The 16,147-nt window shown below is 50.9% G+C and carries 21 protein-coding genes; 12 read left to right on the top strand and 9 right to left on the bottom strand.

Going from position 1 to position 16,147, the window contains the following annotated elements; translation table 11 throughout:
* Positions 1–24: 24 nt before the first annotated feature.
* Complete coding sequence (locus DQM57_RS02345) at positions 25–783, top strand: pseudouridine synthase (RefSeq protein ID WP_111726603.1); 759 nt, start codon at positions 25–27, stop codon at positions 781–783.
* Positions 784–838: 55 nt separating this feature from the next.
* Here DQM57_RS02345 and DQM57_RS02340 read toward each other — a convergent pair whose 3' ends face one another.
* Complete coding sequence (locus DQM57_RS02340; protein ID WP_111726601.1) at positions 839–1,504, bottom strand: NAD(P)H-dependent oxidoreductase; 666 nt, start codon at positions 1,502–1,504, stop codon at positions 839–841.
* 112 nt (positions 1,505–1,616) lie between these two features.
* Positions 1,617–2,390, bottom strand: coding sequence for a GTP cyclohydrolase FolE2 (folE2, locus tag DQM57_RS02335; RefSeq protein ID WP_039854625.1), 774 nt, complete (start codon positions 2,388–2,390; stop codon positions 1,617–1,619).
* A gap of 191 nt (positions 2,391–2,581) precedes the next feature.
* Between folE2 and DQM57_RS02330 the strand changes: the two genes are divergently transcribed.
* Positions 2,582–3,739, top strand: coding sequence for a trans-sulfuration enzyme family protein (locus tag DQM57_RS02330; RefSeq protein ID WP_111726600.1), 1,158 nt, complete (start codon positions 2,582–2,584; stop codon positions 3,737–3,739).
* A 63-nt stretch (positions 3,740–3,802) separates the two neighbouring features.
* Here DQM57_RS02330 and hemB read toward each other — a convergent pair whose 3' ends face one another.
* From hemB to yhbY, 4 genes are all read right to left on the bottom strand, one after another.
* A complete protein-coding gene (gene hemB / locus DQM57_RS02325) occupies positions 3,803–4,804 on the bottom strand; it encodes a porphobilinogen synthase (protein WP_111726598.1) in 1,002 nt (333 codons plus the stop codon).
* Between the two features lie 132 nt (positions 4,805–4,936).
* A complete protein-coding gene (locus DQM57_RS02320; protein WP_167395517.1) occupies positions 4,937–5,644 on the bottom strand; it encodes a zeta toxin family protein in 708 nt (235 codons plus the stop codon).
* An 8-nt stretch (positions 5,645–5,652) separates the two neighbouring features.
* Complete coding sequence (locus tag DQM57_RS02315; RefSeq protein ID WP_223169906.1) at positions 5,653–5,916, bottom strand: hypothetical protein; 264 nt, start codon at positions 5,914–5,916, stop codon at positions 5,653–5,655.
* Positions 5,917–6,160: 244 nt separating this feature from the next.
* A complete protein-coding gene (gene yhbY, locus DQM57_RS02310) occupies positions 6,161–6,445 on the bottom strand; it encodes a ribosome assembly RNA-binding protein YhbY (RefSeq protein WP_003677631.1) in 285 nt (94 codons plus the stop codon).
* A gap of 108 nt (positions 6,446–6,553) precedes the next feature.
* On the opposite strand from yhbY, the gene DQM57_RS02305 reads away from it, so the two are divergent.
* The 9 genes from DQM57_RS02305 (at position 6,554) to DQM57_RS02265 (ending at position 13,450) form a co-directional block, all read left to right on the top strand.
* Entirely contained in the window at positions 6,554–7,174 is a 621-nt protein-coding gene (locus DQM57_RS02305; RefSeq protein ID WP_108043975.1) for an RlmE family RNA methyltransferase, read from the top strand.
* 64 nt (positions 7,175–7,238) lie between these two features.
* Positions 7,239–9,206 carry an ATP-dependent zinc metalloprotease FtsH gene (gene ftsH / locus DQM57_RS02300; RefSeq protein ID WP_111726594.1) on the top strand — a complete coding sequence of 656 codons (1,968 nt, stop codon included), beginning with the start codon at positions 7,239–7,241 and terminating at the stop codon, positions 9,204–9,206.
* Positions 9,207–9,350: 144 nt separating this feature from the next.
* On the top strand, positions 9,351–9,782 hold the full coding sequence (locus DQM57_RS02295) for a type II toxin-antitoxin system RatA family toxin (RefSeq protein ID WP_003677626.1): 432 nt from the start codon (positions 9,351–9,353) through the stop codon (positions 9,780–9,782).
* Entirely contained in the window at positions 9,775–10,053 is a 279-nt protein-coding gene (locus DQM57_RS02290; protein WP_111726592.1) for an RnfH family protein, read from the top strand. The genes DQM57_RS02295 and DQM57_RS02290 overlap by 8 nt, the downstream gene beginning before the upstream one ends.
* Before the next feature lie 46 nt (positions 10,054–10,099).
* Positions 10,100–10,678, top strand: a complete 579-nt coding sequence (gene pth, locus DQM57_RS02285; RefSeq protein WP_111727612.1) for an aminoacyl-tRNA hydrolase — start codon at positions 10,100–10,102, stop codon at positions 10,676–10,678.
* Positions 10,679–10,737: 59 nt separating this feature from the next.
* The gene (locus DQM57_RS02280) at positions 10,738–10,944 is read left to right on the top strand and encodes a hypothetical protein (protein WP_002237831.1); all 207 of its coding nucleotides are present in this window, start codon (positions 10,738–10,740) and stop codon (positions 10,942–10,944) included.
* Positions 10,941–11,303, top strand: a complete 363-nt coding sequence (locus DQM57_RS02275) for a VanZ family protein (protein WP_111726590.1) — start codon at positions 10,941–10,943, stop codon at positions 11,301–11,303. Before DQM57_RS02280 ends, DQM57_RS02275 begins: the two co-directional genes overlap by 4 nt.
* Positions 11,304–11,394: 91 nt before the next feature.
* On the top strand, positions 11,395–11,904 hold the full coding sequence (locus tag DQM57_RS02270; protein ID WP_039854612.1) for a peptidylprolyl isomerase: 510 nt from the start codon (positions 11,395–11,397) through the stop codon (positions 11,902–11,904).
* 163 nt (positions 11,905–12,067) lie between these two features.
* Positions 12,068–13,450, top strand: coding sequence for a phosphomannomutase/phosphoglucomutase (locus DQM57_RS02265; protein WP_111726588.1), 1,383 nt, complete (start codon positions 12,068–12,070; stop codon positions 13,448–13,450).
* A gap of 55 nt (positions 13,451–13,505) precedes the next feature.
* On the opposite strand, the gene DQM57_RS02260 is transcribed toward DQM57_RS02265, so the two are convergent.
* The 3 genes from DQM57_RS02260 to DQM57_RS02250 are packed head-to-tail and all read right to left on the bottom strand — an operon-like array spanning position 13,506 to position 15,801.
* On the bottom strand, positions 13,506–14,261 hold the full coding sequence (locus DQM57_RS02260; RefSeq protein ID WP_111726586.1) for an amino acid ABC transporter ATP-binding protein: 756 nt from the start codon (positions 14,259–14,261) through the stop codon (positions 13,506–13,508).
* Between the two features lie 9 nt (positions 14,262–14,270).
* Positions 14,271–14,987, bottom strand: a complete 717-nt coding sequence (locus DQM57_RS02255; RefSeq protein WP_049336124.1) for an amino acid ABC transporter permease — start codon at positions 14,985–14,987, stop codon at positions 14,271–14,273.
* Positions 14,977–15,801, bottom strand: a complete 825-nt coding sequence (locus DQM57_RS02250) for an amino acid ABC transporter substrate-binding protein (protein WP_167395516.1) — start codon at positions 15,799–15,801, stop codon at positions 14,977–14,979. Before DQM57_RS02250 ends, DQM57_RS02255 begins: the two co-directional genes overlap by 11 nt.
* A 109-nt stretch (positions 15,802–15,910) precedes the next feature.
* Between DQM57_RS02250 and DQM57_RS02245 the strand changes: the two genes are divergently transcribed.
* On the top strand, positions 15,911–16,120 hold the full coding sequence (locus DQM57_RS02245) for a hypothetical protein (protein ID WP_111726583.1): 210 nt from the start codon (positions 15,911–15,913) through the stop codon (positions 16,118–16,120).
* Positions 16,121–16,147 lie beyond the last annotated feature (27 nt).

Raw genomic sequence — 16,147 nt, 5'->3', positions numbered from 1 at the left:
GCCGGCCTTTACCCGAAAGTACCCATGAATTCCAAAATTTCCTCCGACCATACAGAAGATACCATACGCCTCTCCAAACGCATGGCGCAACTGGGACTTTGTTCGCGCCGCGAAGCCGACGGCTATATCGAACAGGGCTGGGTAACGGTCAACGGCAAAACCGCCGTACTCGGTCAGAAAGTTTCACCGGCAGACCGTATCGAACTGAACAAGAAAGCCCACGAACAGCAGGCAGCACGCATTACCATCCTGTTGAACAAACCCGTCGGCTATGTCAGCGCACAAGCGGAAAAAGGCTATAAATCCGCCGCCGAACTGATTACCCCTGAAAATCGCTGGGAAGGCGACACCAGCCGCATCCGTTTCGATCCGAAACACAAAATCGGTCTTGCCCCCGCCGGCAGGCTCGATATCGATTCAGTCGGATTGCTGGTATTGACGCAAGACGGCCGTATCGCCAAGCAGCTTATCGGCGAAAACAGCGGCAGTGAAAAAGAATATTTGGTGCGCGTGCGCGGTAAATTGGACGAAAAAGGACTTGCCTTACTGAATCACGGATTGAGTTTGGACGGTGAGAAACTGCGTCCCGCCAAAGTAGAATGGCAAAACGAAGACCAACTGCGTTTCGTATTGAAACAAGGTAAAAAGCGGCAAATCCGCCGTATGTGCGAACTGGTCGGACTGCGCGTCGTCGGGCTGAAACGCATCCGCATGGGCAAGGTCAAACTCGGCAGGCTGCCACCCGGCAAATGGCGTTATCTCACTCCCGGCGAATCGTTTTAAATAAGCATTAAAAAATGCCGTCTGGAAAATCCTTGCGTTTTCAGACGGCATTGCCTTATGCCCAAATAACGGTTTCTTCCAACGGCCTACGCGCTTTCGTGGCGATGTCCTGAACCCGGTAGCCGAATGTCGCGGCGACGGACACGCCCCATTCTGCCGCATCGAACAAACCGAACTGCCCGGACAATACGCGTTCCATATCGGCATAGTTGAAACCTTCCACCGGGCAGGAATCGATACCTGCCATAGCGGCACCCGTCATCATGTTGGCTAACGCGATATAGGTCTGACGGCAACACCAGTCAAACAAGGCGCGTGAATCGTCCAAAATCTTGATGTCGTCGGCTTGAAACGCCTGATACCTCGCCAAAGATTTTTCTACGGCATCCGGTTCGGTAACGCCGCGCCGTTTGAGGCTTTCCAACATAAACGGGCTGTCGAAGCGGGCATTTTTCTTCGCCAAAAACACCACCAAATGACTGGCGGTATCCAAAGCATCCGCCATACCCCAAGAAAACGGCTTGATGGCCTGTCGGATTTCGGGGTTTTGAACCACAACAAACTGCCAAGGCTCCGAACCGACCGAGCTGGGCGATAAACGCCCAAGTTCTAAAATAAACTGAAAATCCTCGGCACTGATTTTGCGTGTCGCATCGTAATGCCGGCATGATTTACGGTTTTTAAATGCGGATAGAACCTGCTCTCTGTCTAATACCGTCATAGTGCATCCTTTATTACTTTTATTGCAAATTGATTTCAAACCGATACGGCGGCAGATTCGCGAATGCCGCCCCAATGCCTTTCAGACGGCATTTGGTTCATCGCAAATACGCCTACGGATACGCGATATAGGCATAAGCCGAATGGTTGTGGATAGATTCGAAATTCTCACTCTCGACGACAAAGCTCTTGATACGCTTGTCGGCAATCAGTGCAGTAGCGACATCACGCACCATATCTTCCACGAATTTCGGATTTTCGTAGGCCTTTTCGGTAACGTATTTTTCATCGGGACGTTTGAGCAGGCCGTATAGTTGGCAGCTCGCCTGCGTTTCCACATAATCGATAACTTCCTCGATACCGACTTCGGCATCGGCAGTCAGGCTGACGGTAACGTGCGAACGCTGATTATGCGCGCCATATTGGGAAATTTCTTTGGAACACGGGCAAAGCGAGGTTACGGGAATCATGACCTTCATACTGTGGCCATATGCTCCGTCTTTGATTTCACCCGTGAGGCAGACATCATAATCCAGTAAAGACTGAATACCGGAAACCGGGGCGGTTTTCTTGCGGAAAAATGGGAAAGAAACGCTGATTTTGCCGGAGTGGGAATCCAAAAGCGCGACCATTTCGGCAGTCAGCCTATGCAATTGTGCAAAATCCAAGGCTTCGGCATGTTGCTCCATCAATGCGACAAAACGCGACATATGCGTCCCTTTCTGCTCTGCAGGCAGGTAAACCGTCATGGTCAGACGGGCAACGGTGGACTGGATGCCTTCTGCAGTTTGCAGGGTAATCGGAAATCGCAGGTCTTTGATACCGACCTGATTGATCGGCAGATTGCGCAAATCTCGGCTGGATTGCACGTCTGCAATAGTGTTCATGAGTTGTTTTTCCTTAATATTCATGTAATTGTTGAGATGTGTGCATGGTATGGCGTTTCCGCCGGGGAATATACCGTCAATCTGCAAATGCGAGATTATATCACTCGCTTTTAGCAGCTGCATTGATTGTTTCTATTTTTCAGATAGTGATAAAATCTTCGATTATTCACATCTACATAGGCAGAGACCAAATGAAATTCGCCACGAAAGCCATTCATTCCAGCTACGATTGCGACGAACACAACCGTGCGCTGATGCCGCCAATTTATCAAAACAGTATGTTCGCGTTGCACGAGATTGGCGAAAATGTGCCTTACCGCTACTCGCGCCTAAGCAACCCGACCCGTCAGGTATTGGAAGATACCGTTGCCGACTTGGAGCACGGTGCGGCCGGCTTTGCGTTTTCCAGCGGTATGGCGGGAATTGATGCCGTGTGGCGTACTTTCCTGCGCCCGGGCGATACCATTGTCGCCGTCGCCGATATTTACGGCGGCGCTTATGATTTATTGGTCGATGTTTATCAAAATTGGGAGGTGAACGTTGTTTTTGCCGATTTGGGCAATCCGGATAATTTGGACGAGCTACTTAAAGCGCACAATGTCAAACTGGTTTGGCTGGAAACGCCGTCCAATCCGCTTTTGCGTTTGGTAGACATCAAAGCCCTCGCAGCGAAAGCCAAAGCAGCCGGCGCACTGGTCGGTATCGACAACACTTTCGCCACGCCGTATCTGCAACAGCCGTTGGATATGGGTTGCGATTTTGTGTTCCATTCCGCTACCAAATATTTGTGCGGCCATTCCGACGTATTGATGGGCATCGTCGTTGCCAAAACCAAAGAGCTGGCGCAGCCTTTGCACGATATGATGGTGCATACCGGCGCGATTGCAGGTCCGATGGACTGTTGGCTGGTGTTGCGCGGTATCAAAACGCTGGCTCTGCGTATGAACGCACATTGCCAAAACGCACTCGAAATCGCGCGCCGTTTGGAAGCCCATCCTGCCATTGAAAAAGTGTTCTATCCCGGCCTGCCGTCGCACGAACATTACGAACTGGCAAAAACACAAATGCCTAAAGGCATCGGCGGCGTGGTTACGGTTTATCTCAAAAACGACACACGTGAAGCGGCCAATAACGTGATTAAAAACATGAAACTGGTCAAAATGGCTTCCAGCCTCGGCGGCGTGGAAAGTTTGGTCAACCATTGCTATTCCCAGTCCCACAGCGGCGTGCCGCATGATGTGAAAATGGAAATGGGCATCAAAGCCGGCCTGCTGCGTTTCTCCATCGGTATTGAAGACGTAGATGATATTTGGAACGATATTTCCGCCGCACTGGATACGACCGTATAATCCACGCAAAATGCCGTCTGAAACCATGGTTTCAGACGGCATTTCAATTAATCCGGCAGAAAATCAACGCTTCAGCATCTTTGCCGCCTCAATAGCGTAATAGGTCAAAATCCCGTCCGCACCCGCACGTTTGAATGCCAGCAGGCTTTCCAAAACCACTTTGCCGCCATCCAGCCAGCCGTTGGCAATCGCTGCCTGCAACATCGCGTATTCTCCCGAAACCTGATAGGCATAAGTCGGTACGCCGAACTCGTCCTTCACGCGGCGGACAACGTCCAAATACGGCAAACCGGGCTTCACCATCACCATATCCGCACCTTCCTGAATATCGAGCGCTACTTCATGCAGCGCCTCATCGGTGTTTGCGGGATCCATCTGATAGGTCTTTTTATCTGCCTTGCCCAAATTGCCCGAACTGCCTACCGCATCACGGAAAGGGCCATAGAATGCAGAAGCATATTTGGCGGAATATGCCATAATCCGCGTATGGATATGCCCGACATCCTCCAAAGCCTCGCGGATGGCGCCGATACGCCCATCCATCATATCGGAAGGAGCAACAACCTGCGCGCCCGCCTCTGCATGACATAAAGCCTGTTTCACCAAGACTTCTACGGTTTCATCATTCATCACGTAACCGTTTTCGTCCGTCAGTCCGTCCTGACCGTGAACCGTATACGGATCGAGCGCGACATCCGTCATAATGCCCAGTTCGGGAAACCTCTCGCGCAAGGCGCGGACGGCCGTCGGCACCAGTCCTTCAGGGTTATACGCCTCCTGCGCACATTCCGTCTTATTTGCCGTAACGACAGGGAACAGTGCCAGCATGGGTATTCCCAAATTTGATGCCTCCTCAGCCGTAAACAGCAACCTGTCCAAACTTTGACGCTTCACGCCCGGCATAGAAGGCACATCCTCCTCGCGCGCCGACCCCTCCAATACGAACACCGGATAAATCAAATCATCGGCGGTCAGCGTGTGTTCGCGCATCAGGCGGCGTGAAAAATCATCCCTGCGCATACGGCGCATACGCGAAGCCGGAACATTGCGGTAAGGAAACTGCATAATATCTCTCCAATCACTCTGTCAACCAATCAAACGGACGGTAAACATCTCCGTTTGAGATTTAAAAAAATAGCCTGTACAAAAATACATTACAAAACAAAATATTAAACAAAATCAAACGCCAAAGGACAATCAGTCTGATATGTTTTTCCCCGGCAGATTAAATCCTTGCAGCTCATGATTGACAACGCCTTCAACCTCTTTCGGATGATTCGTGCCGGAATCAAACAATTTCCCTCCTCTTGAATACACCTCCAACACTGAAGCTTTGCCGCTTTCCAAAACGATTTGGACATTCTCAGCCAAATTGTCTGCAACCTCTTCAAAAGAAGATTTATCCACTTTTCTGGCATAGAACCCGTTTTCCATATCATGACGGTATCTGTCTATCGCAGATTCCCATGCCACATTTTTATCGATTGCAATAATGGCTGCCTTTGTGTGATAGCCCTGTTCTTCAAATATCGATAAAGTATTGACAGGTACATTGGGATTTCTAAAAGTTCCTTCAACAACAATATTGAATCTGTTTTTCACCGCCTCCCCAATTACACGTTCCACCATTTTATTTGAAAAATCAGACGTGTATTTGGGAAAATCCCCTTTGTGATTCGCATATATTTCTTTAAAGTCAGGATGATAGATTCTGAAATCATCTCCATTGACAGGAATAACATTCCCATTCAATTCTTCTTCTACTTTTTGGATAAGGATCGATTTCCCCGACCCCGGCATACCGCCCAAAACAATTCCCCAAGGTTTTTCTTGTTGAGTGATGCATCTGTCTTCGAGCAAGTCATTCCAAACTGCAGGAAACGCCTTTTCCACTTCATTGTTCATACACGCCGTCATAATTTGTAAATCTCAAATTTTTCTTTTACCAATTTTGCAACCGCTTCATAATCAATTTCTTCTGGCGCAAGACCGTATAATCTGTTGCGCAATCCCGCAAGAATCTTACTGTCTTCATTACGCCCTCCCGTTTGGATGACAATAAGGCCCAAAGTCTGGGAAATGCCATTCAGCAAGCTGTCTTTCTGCATCAACGTACACATAAAAGCCCCAATATAAAAAAACCGACCGTAAGGATGGTCTGCAATGCCATCACTCACAAACTGCCAACCCCGGCCGTCAGACTCTCCGGAGAGCAGACATTCCAGACGGCATCGGTACTCAACCGTCCACTTTTCTCAACGCTTAAACCGTTTCTTTCAAGCCGTCCAAAGTATCGGCGGCATAAACGGCACATTCCTTAGCACTCATGCCGTCTGAAGAATAGACAGCACAAGACTTCAACCGCACCAACCGTTAAAGAACAGCAATAAAAACAGCGGTGTCTGCACACCGCTTCCAAAATCAGGCTTCGATATTCTTACGCCACAATACCAAAAGTTTTCCGATATGCTGAACCAGTTGCGCATCAACCGCCTCACACAAGGCATTGCAGATTTCGATGCGTTCGGCACGGTCGTCGCCGAACACGCGCACCTTAATCAACTCGTGCGCCGTCAGCGCGGCATCGGTTTCCCTGATGACGGAATCCGTCAGGCCCTGTTGTCCGACCATCACGACGGGATTCAAATGATGCGCACGCGCTTTCAATTCCAAAATTTCTTTGGTATTTAGTTTTGTATCAGTCATTTTCCTAGTGCTTGAACCATAAAGAATAATGCCCCATTGTACGCGATTTGGCGCAGCAGGGGCAAAATTAACGTACAATAGACCGTTTCCATTCCAACCCCGACCATTATGGCCTCACGTTCCAAATCCTCAAAAGCGTGGCTGCACGAACACGTCAACGATCACTATGTCCACATGGCGCAAAAAGACGGCTACCGCGCCCGTGCCGCATACAAACTATTGGAAATTAACGAAAAAGACAAACTAATCAAACCCGGAACCACATTGGCGGATTTAGGCAGCGCACCAGGAAGCTGGTCGCAGGTCGCTGCCAAGCTGGCCGGCCCTTCCGGCGCGGTATTCGCTTTGGACATCCTACCCATGGAAGCCGTAAACGGCGTATCCTTCATTCAAGGCGACTTCAGGGAAAACGACGTCTTGGCACAATTTGAAACCTTATTAAACAACCGCCCCCTGGATCTTGTAATTTGCGATATGGCACCCAATATGTCGGGAAACGCCGTAAGCGATCAGGCACGCAGCCTCTATCTGTGCGAATTGGCCCTTGACTTTGCCTCGCAACACCTGAAAACAGGCGGCAGCTTTTTAGTCAAAGTCTTTCAGGGAGCAGGCTATCAGGAATACATGGCCGCCATGCGCAAAGTTTTCGGAACGGTGCAAACCCGCAAACCTGAAGCCTCACGCAATCGCTCCAGTGAGATTTATTTATTGGGCAAAAATAAACGCTGACAACACAGACGGCGTGTTTTACAATCTTTTCCGTTTTTTACCTTACATCATGGAGCCTTGTTAAGTGGGGAACACCTTTAAATCAATCCTTGTCTGGGTCGCCTTAGGTATCGGTCTGATGGCGGCATTCAACGCTTTAGACGGCAAAAAAGAAGACAACGGACAAATCGAATATTCTCAGTTCATCCAACAGGTCAACAACGGCGAAGTATCCGGCGTCAATATCGAAGGTTCTGTCGTCAGCGGCTACCTGATTAAAGGCGAACGCACCGACAAGAGCACATTCTTTACCAATGCGCCGTTGGATGACAACCTGATTCAAACCCTTTTGAACAAAAATGTCCGCCTGAAAGTTACGCCGGATGAAAAACCGAGTGCGCTGGCAACTCTGTTTTACAGCCTGCTGCCCGTCCTGCTGCTCATCGGCGCATGGTTCTACTTCATGCGTATGCAGACGGGGGGCGGCGGAAAAGGCGGCGCATTCTCATTCGGTAAAAGCCGCGCACGCCTGCTGGACAAAGATGCCAACAAAGTTACCTTTGCCGATGTCGCCGGCTGCGACGAAGCCAAAGAAGAAGTACAGGAAATCGTCGATTACCTGAAAGCGCCGAACCGCTATCAAAGCCTGGGCGGGCGCGTCCCCCGCGGCATCTTGCTGGCAGGCAGCCCGGGAACCGGCAAAACGCTCTTGGCGAAAGCAATTGCAGGTGAAGCCGGCGTACCGTTCTTCAGCATTTCAGGTTCTGACTTTGTCGAAATGTTTGTCGGTGTCGGTGCAAGCCGCGTCCGCGACATGTTCGAACAGGCAAAGAAAAATGCGCCCTGTATCATCTTTATCGACGAAATTGACGCGGTAGGCCGCCAACGCGGTGCAGGTTTGGGCGGCGGCAACGACGAGCGCGAACAAACCCTGAACCAGCTGCTTGTAGAGATGGACGGCTTCGAAAGCAACCAAACCGTCATCGTCATTGCGGCAACCAACCGTCCCGACGTACTCGATCCGGCATTGCAGCGGCCCGGTCGCTTCGACCGCCAAGTGGTCGTCCCCTTACCCGATATCCGCGGGCGCGAACAGATTTTGAAAGTCCATGCCCAAAAAGTGCCTTTGGACGAATCCGTAGATTTGATGTCCCTGGCACGCGGCACACCCGGTTTTTCCGGTGCGGACTTAGCAAACCTGGTTAACGAAGCCGCCCTGTTTGCCGGACGGCACAACAAAATCAAGGTTGATCAAAGCGACTTTGAAAATGCCAAAGACAAAATCTACATGGGTCCCGAACGACGCAGCATGGTCATGCACGAAGACGAGAAACGCGCAACGGCCTATCATGAGTCCGGACATGCGATTGTTGCCGAAAGCCTGCCGTTTACCGATCCCGTACATAAAGTAACCATCATGCCGCGCGGACGGGCACTGGGCCTGACCTGGCAGCTTCCCGAACGCGACCGTATCAGCATGTATAAAGACCAGATGTTGAGCCAGCTGTCGATTCTGTTCGGAGGGCGCATTGCCGAAGACATCTTCGTCGGACGCATCTCCACCGGCGCATCCAACGATTTCGAACGCGCCACCCAAATGGCCCGCGAAATGGTAACGCGCTACGGTATGAGCGACAAAATGGGCGTGATGGTTTATGCGGAAAACGAAGGTGAAGTGTTCTTGGGTCGCAGCGTAACCCGTTCTCAAAACATTTCCGAAAAAACGCAACAGGACATCGATGCGGAAATCCGCCGTATTTTGGACGAGCAATACCAAATCGCCTACAAAATCCTGGATGAAAACCGCGACAAAATGGAAACCATGTGCAAAGCCCTGATGGAGTGGGAGACCATAGACCGCGATCAGGTACTGGAGATCATGGCAGGCAAACAACCCAGCCCGCCCAAGGATTACAGCCACAACTTGCGCGAGAATGCGGACGCGGCGGAAGATAACGCGCCGCACGCTCCGGCTCGGGAAGAAACCGAAGCACCTGCCCCGGCAGACACCGCTTCGACAGAGTCCGAGCAGCAGCCTGAAAACAAGGCTTAACTCCCCGAACAAACGGCAGCCCGCAAGCTGCCGTTTTCTTTATCCCTTTCAGACAGCACCATTCCTTGACCATGCCGTCTGAATCTCAGAAATTTCGTTTATAATACCGCCTTTAAACAAACGCCGGACGCTTAGGGAATATCCGTGAAAAAAGTTGAAAAAAGCATCTTGGTCATGCACGGCGCGGACAAAATGTTCGAGCTGGTCGATAAGGTTGAAGACTATCCGCGCTTTCTGCCGTGGTATAGCAAAACCGAGGTCATTGGGCGTAGCGGCAACGAACTGAAGGCGCGGCTGTTTATGGACTATATGCACGTGCGCCAATCATTCGCCACACACAACCGCAACATACCCGGCAAGGAAATCCGTATGGATTTGCTTGACGGCCCGTTCAAAACCCTGCGCGGGACATGGAAGTTCATCGATTTGGGCGACGATATGTGCAAAATCGAATTCAACCTTGAATACGATTTTTCCAATGCCGTCTTATCCGCCTTAATTTCCCCTGTATTCAGCCACCTTTCCTCCACATTGGTCGAAGCGTTCGTCAAAGAGGCAGACCGCCGTTATGCTTGAAATTGAAATCGTGTACGGACTGTCTGATAAGCAGGTTTTGAAAAATATGCAAGTCGAGGAAGGAACCAGTATCCGTGCGGCCGCACTGAAAAGCGGTTTGGACGAAATCTTTACAGACCTCGACCTGCATTCTGCCCCCTTGGGCATTTTCGGCAAGGCAGTCAAAGACGATACGCCGTTACGCGACGGAGACCGTATCGAAATATACCGTCCGCTTCAGGCAGACCCTAAAGAAGCGCGCCGCAGGCGCGTCCTTAACCAAAAAGACTAACCATGCCGTCTGAATCCCGTCCGGACAGCATCTGATGGAAAACGACATGTCAAACAAAATCAAAATGGTTGTCGGATTGGGCAACCCCGGCAAAGAATACGAGCAAACCCGACACAATGCAGGCTTTTGGTTCCTCGACGAACTGGCTTGGAAGTGGAAGGCTTCGTTTAAAGAAGAAAAAAAATTCCTCGGCGAAGTCGCCCGTGCCGCCCTGCCCGACGGCGATGTCTGGCTGCTCAAGCCGACCACGTTTATGAACCGTTCCGGACAGGCAGTTGCCGCCCTTGCGCAGTTTTATAAAATCAAACCCGAAGAAATCCTCGTCGTCCACGACGAACTCGACATTCCTTGCGGCAGGATTAAGTTCAAACTCGGGGGCGGAAACGGCGGACACAACGGGTTGAAAGACATTCAGGCACGGCTCGGCACGGCCGACTATTACCGCCTGCGCCTCGGTATCGACCACCCGGGCGACCGCAACCTCGTCGTTGGCTATGTCCTGAACAAACCCAGTGCGGAACACCGCCGACAGATTGACGATGCCATCGCCAAATCCCTGCAGGCCATACCCGACATCATTTCCGGCAAATGGGAAGAAGCAACACGTTTCCTGCACAGCAAATGACCCAATGCCGTCTGAAGCCCTTTCAGACGGCATTCCCGCCATCAACGAGAACCCGCACTATGTCCGAACTCAACCGGCTCATCCAAACCGAATCCGTTGCCGTCATTGAAGAAACTTTAAATTTCCTGCTCTACGAATGCAGCATAGACGATGCCCCCTCCGCCGAAGAAATTGCCGTTTGGCGCGACATGCTGGCCGCACGCGGCGGAAAATTCCTGCGCCTATCCAAACTATGCCGGACATGGCTTGAAGAGGAACAAGCATGAATCTGCCGCGCAACCGCTTTATCCTACTCTCGGCATTGTGGTTTGCAGGCAGCATTTACTCGCTGCTTTTCAAAGCTGCCGAAACCGCGCCACCGCCTTTTCCGCATTTTGACAAAGTGGCGCACCTCGCCCTGTTTTTCGCACAAATCTGGCTTCTGACCAAAGCATTCAGAACCGACAACCGCCCCATCCCCTATCGCAGCCTGATGGTCTTTGCCCTCTGTTTCGCCGTAGTCAGCGAATGCGCGCAGGAGTGTCTGACCGAAACCCGAACCGGCAGTCTGGGCGACATCTTTGCCGACCTGACGGGTACATTGCTTGCACTCTTTGCCGCACGTTTCGCCAACCGCTCGGGATGACTCTTCCCAAATAAAGAATATTTTTCATACAGCCTTGAAGTTTTTCCTCCAACCACCATTTGCAAAAAAATTCTTAACGAAAGGAAAACCCATGATTATCCTGCACACCAACAAAGGCGACATCAAAATCGAACTCGATTTCGACAAAGCCCCCGTTACCGCCAAAAACTTTGAACAATACGTCAAAGACGGCTTCTACGACGGCGTAATCTTCCACCGCGTCATCAAAGGCTTCATGATTCAAGGCGGCGGCATGGATGAAAACATGAACGAAAAAGAAACGCGCGATCCGATTCAAAACGAAGCGTCCAACGGCCTGCCCAACGATAAATACACCATCGCCATGGCACGCACTTCCGACCCCCATTCCGCCAGTGCGCAATTCTTCATCAACACTGCCGACAATGCCTTCCTCAACCACCGCTCCAAAGAAATGTACGGCAGAACCGTCGTACAAGACTGGGGTTACGCCGTATTCGGCAAGGTAGTCGACGGTTTTGACGCTGTCGATGCCATCGAAGGTGTATCCACCAAACGCCACGGCTACCATGATGATGTCCCGACCGAACCTGTCATCATTATCAAAGCCGAAGCCGTATAAACCGATAATCCGGAAGCAGCCTGTATAAAAGGCTGCTTTTTCTGTTTCAGACGGCATAAAATCCAAGCATATATGCCGTCTGAACACCTCCTGCAGGCCTTCGGACAATATTGCAACGTGTTAAAATAGTCTCCTTTCCTGAAACCACAACAAGGAAACCATCATGGCAAATATTGCCCGCGACATCTTCAAAGCCTACGACATCCGAGGCATTGTCGGCAAAACCCTGACCAACGAAGCCACCTATCTCATCGGCAAAGCCATCGCCACCAGAGCCGCCGAAAAAGGCATCACCCGCATCGCACTCGGCCGCGACGGACGCTTGAGCGGTCCCGAACTGATGGAGCACATCCAACGCGGCTTTACCGACAGCGGCATCGACGTACTCAACGTCGGTATGGTTGCCACTCCTATGCTCTACTTCGCAGCCATCAACGAATGCGGCGGCAGCGGCGTAATGATTACCGGCAGCCACAATCCGCCCGATTACAACGGTTTCAAAATGATGCTCGGCGGCGACACGCTCGCCGGCGAAGCCATTCAAGAACTTTTAGCCATTATTGAAAAAGACAGTTTTGTTGCCGCCGACAAACAAGGTAGCGTAACCGAAAAAGACATCTCCGACGAATACCACAACCACATCGTCGGCCACATCAAGCTCAAACGCCCCATGAAAATCGCCATCGACGCAGGCAACGGTATCGGCGGCGCATTTTCAGGCAAACTCTACAAAGGTTTGGGCAATGAAGTTACCGAACTTTTCTGTGAAGTGGACGGCAATTTCCCCAACCACCACCCTGATCCTTCCAAACCGAAAAACCTGCAAGATTTGATTATCGCGCTGAAAAACAGCGATGCCGAAATCGGCTTGGCATTTGACGGCGATGCCGACCGCTTGGGCGTAGTCACCAAAGACGGCAACATCATCTATCCAGACCGCCAATTAATGCTTTTCGCGCAAGACGTGTTGAGCCGCAATCCTAAAGCCAAAGTGATTTTCGACGTCAAATCCACCCGCCTGCTCGCGCCTTGGATTAAAGAACACGGCGGCGAACCTGTAATGGAAAAAACCGGCCACAGCTTCATCAAATCCGCCATGAAAAAAACCGGTGCGCTGGTTGCCGGCGAAATGAGCGGACACATCTTCTTTAAAGAACGCTGGTTCGGCTTCGACGACGGTATGTATGCCGGCGCACGCCTCTTGGAAATCCTGTCTGCCTTCGACAATCCGTCCGAAGTGTTGAATAGCCTACCGCAAAGCATTTCCACGCCAGAACTCAACATCGACCTGTCGGAAGGCAGTAACGGCCACAAAGTGATTGAAGAGCTGGCTGCTAATGCCAAGTTTGAAGGTGCGACCGAAATCATCACCATCGACGGCCTGCGCGTTGAATTCCCCGATGGCTTCGGACTGATGCGTGCTTCCAATACCACGCCGATTTTGGTATTGCGTTTTGAAGCGGACACGCAAGAAGCGATTGAGCGTATTCAGAACCAATTCAAAGCAGTCATTGAAAGCAATCCAAATTTAATCTGGCCTCTGTAAAAATAGAAAAAATGCCGTCTGAAAGTTTCAGACGGCATTTTTCACACATGGTTAATCAAATCTTGGCAGATTGGATTTGGCTTAAAAATCTCCGCGTCCGTTCGTGTTTGGGGTGGTCGAACAACTCTTTCGGGCTGCCCTGCTCTACGATAATGCCGCCGTCCATAACGACGACGGTAGTTGCCACTTCTAAGGCGAATTTGATTTCGTGGGTCACGACAACCATCGTCCAGCCTTCTTGCGCCAATTCTTTCATGGCGTTCAGCACGTCTTGCACCAATTCGGGATCCAGCGCGGAAGTGGGTTCGTCAAACAGCATCAATTCAGGCTGAATCGCCAATGCTCGGGCAATGCCGACGCGCTGCTGTTGACCACCGGAAAGCTGGTAGGGGTAGAGGTCAATCTTATCGCCCAAACCGACTTTTTCAAGCAATTTGACAGCCTCTTCTCGCGCTTTGGCGACAGGCTTGCCCTGTACGGCAACCGGACCCTCCATCACGTTTTCCAACGCAGTTTTGTGCGGAAAGAGGTTGTATTGTTGGAACACCATACCTGATTTGCGGCGCAGAGCCAAAATATCGTGTTTGCTTGGCTTTTTGGAAAAATCGATTTTCAGCGGCCGCTCGTTGTCGAACTCGATTTGTCCGTCTTCAGGCATTTCCAGCGCGTTTAAACAGCGCAGAAACGTCGTTTTGCCCGAGCCGGAAGGTCCGAGAATGACGACCACCTGCCCTTTGCCCACATCCAAATCGATGCCGCGCAAAATGGTATTTTCACCAAAGGTCTTATGGATATTGCGGATTTTAATCATGACAACTCCTTATTTGGCGACATAGCGGTCGAAGCGTTTTTCCAAACGCGCCTGAATCAGGAACAGCACTTTGCAGAAACACCAATAAACCAAAGCGGCTTCGATATAGACGGGTAGGAAGTCGTAGGTACGGTTTGCTGTCTCCTGAGCGACACGGAAAAGCTCTGTTACCGTTACCACTGCGGCAAGCGAGGTGTTTTTAAACAAGCCGATAAACTCGTTGCTCAAAGGCGGTACGGCAACGCGGAATGCCTGTGGCGCGACAATACGGCGGAACGTCTGCATATAGGTCATGCCGATGGAGAAACCTGCTTCCCATTGGCCTTTCGGCACGGACAAAATTGCCGCGCGTATGGTTTCGGAAGCGTATGCGCCGACATTGAGCGAAAAGCCGATGATGGCGGCAGGAATCGGATCGATATAGATGCCGACGGAAGGCAAACCGTAGAATACGATGACCAACTGCACCAACAGCGGCGTACCGCGAATGACGGAAATATAAAATTCCACCAGCTTCAGCAAGCATTTTTGGAAAATGCCGCCGGAGGGCATGATTCGCACCAAAGCAACCGCTACGGCAATAATCATGCCGATAACGAAAGAAGCGATCGCTAAAGGCAAAGATACTGCGAAGCCGGCTTTGACCATAGGCCAAAACGCGCTGATGAGCATATCAGCGCGTGTTTCCGTCATAAACGGCAGGGAGGCAAGGAAATTATTTAACACTGATGTCTTTTCCGAAGAATTGTTCGCCCAGTTTTTTCAGCGTGCCGTCGGCTTTCAGCTCATTGATTGCCGTGCTGAATTTTGCCACGACTTCGTCATTGCCTTTATTGACAATCAAGCCGGAACCGACTTTTTCATCGGCAGGTGCTGACCAAACGATTTTCACGCCCGCATTCGGGTTTTTCTTCAGGTAGTCCAATACCGCCAATTCGTCGTTCAGGGTTGCGTCGGCACGTTTTTGTTCAATCAGGGTCAGCGATTGCGCCAAACCATCAACAGCCACCAAATCTGCGCCTGCAGCTTTGGCTTTTTCGCCGTAGTTGCTGGTCAGGGATTGTGCGGTTTTCACGCCTTTGATGTCGTCGATAGATTTGATGTTGCTGTCTTTACGGGCAACCAAAACCGCACCGCTCCAGCTATAAGGCTCGGATTTGTCAAAAGTCGCTTGACGCTCAGGGCTGGTCAGGCCGACTTGGTTTGCCACCACGTCGAAACGTCCCGCCTTCAAACCTGCCATCATGGAGTCCCATTGTGTTTCTTTAAATTCGACTTTGACACCCAGTTTGTCGGCAACTGCGCGGGTTACTTCGACATCGTAGCCGGTCAATTTGCCGTCTTTGTCGTGGTAGGTAAACGGTGCGTAAGTGCCTTCTGTACCGACGGTAACCGTACCTTTATTGTTGATGCGTTCGATTAAAGAACCGGACTCGCCGGCAGATTGGGCTGGGGCAGAAGAAGACGCGCTGCCGCCCTCTCCGCCGCAGGCCGCCAAAACCAATGCGGTCATGCCGCCGAGTATGAATTTTTTCAACATAATCTTCTCCTGAAGAAAAAGTGTGCAAGGGCTGCATTCTAAGTGAAATTGCGGCAAATACAAAGAATACTTTCATCACGCTGCCAAACCCGATTGCAACCAAACGGACATGCCGTCTGAATCTCCCTTGCTTTCAGACGGCATCTCCAAACTGCCCGCGCAACCTGCAACAGTACAAAAAGCCGAACAGAAACCTTCTCAAACCAAAATTAAAGAAACTGAAAGAGAATCAGGCAGAACCCAAACCGTAAATAAAACACCGCGCGATACGCAAACATCAGATGCCTGCTTGCCTATTCTGTCAAAATCCGACTGCTGATTCAGTGCTATAATCCCACCCATAAAA

The sequence above is a fragment of the Neisseria cinerea genome (assembly GCF_900475315.1).
GTDB classification, from domain to species: Bacteria; Pseudomonadota; Gammaproteobacteria; order Burkholderiales; family Neisseriaceae; genus Neisseria; species Neisseria cinerea.
This window is presented reverse-complemented; position numbering and strand designations above follow the sequence as displayed.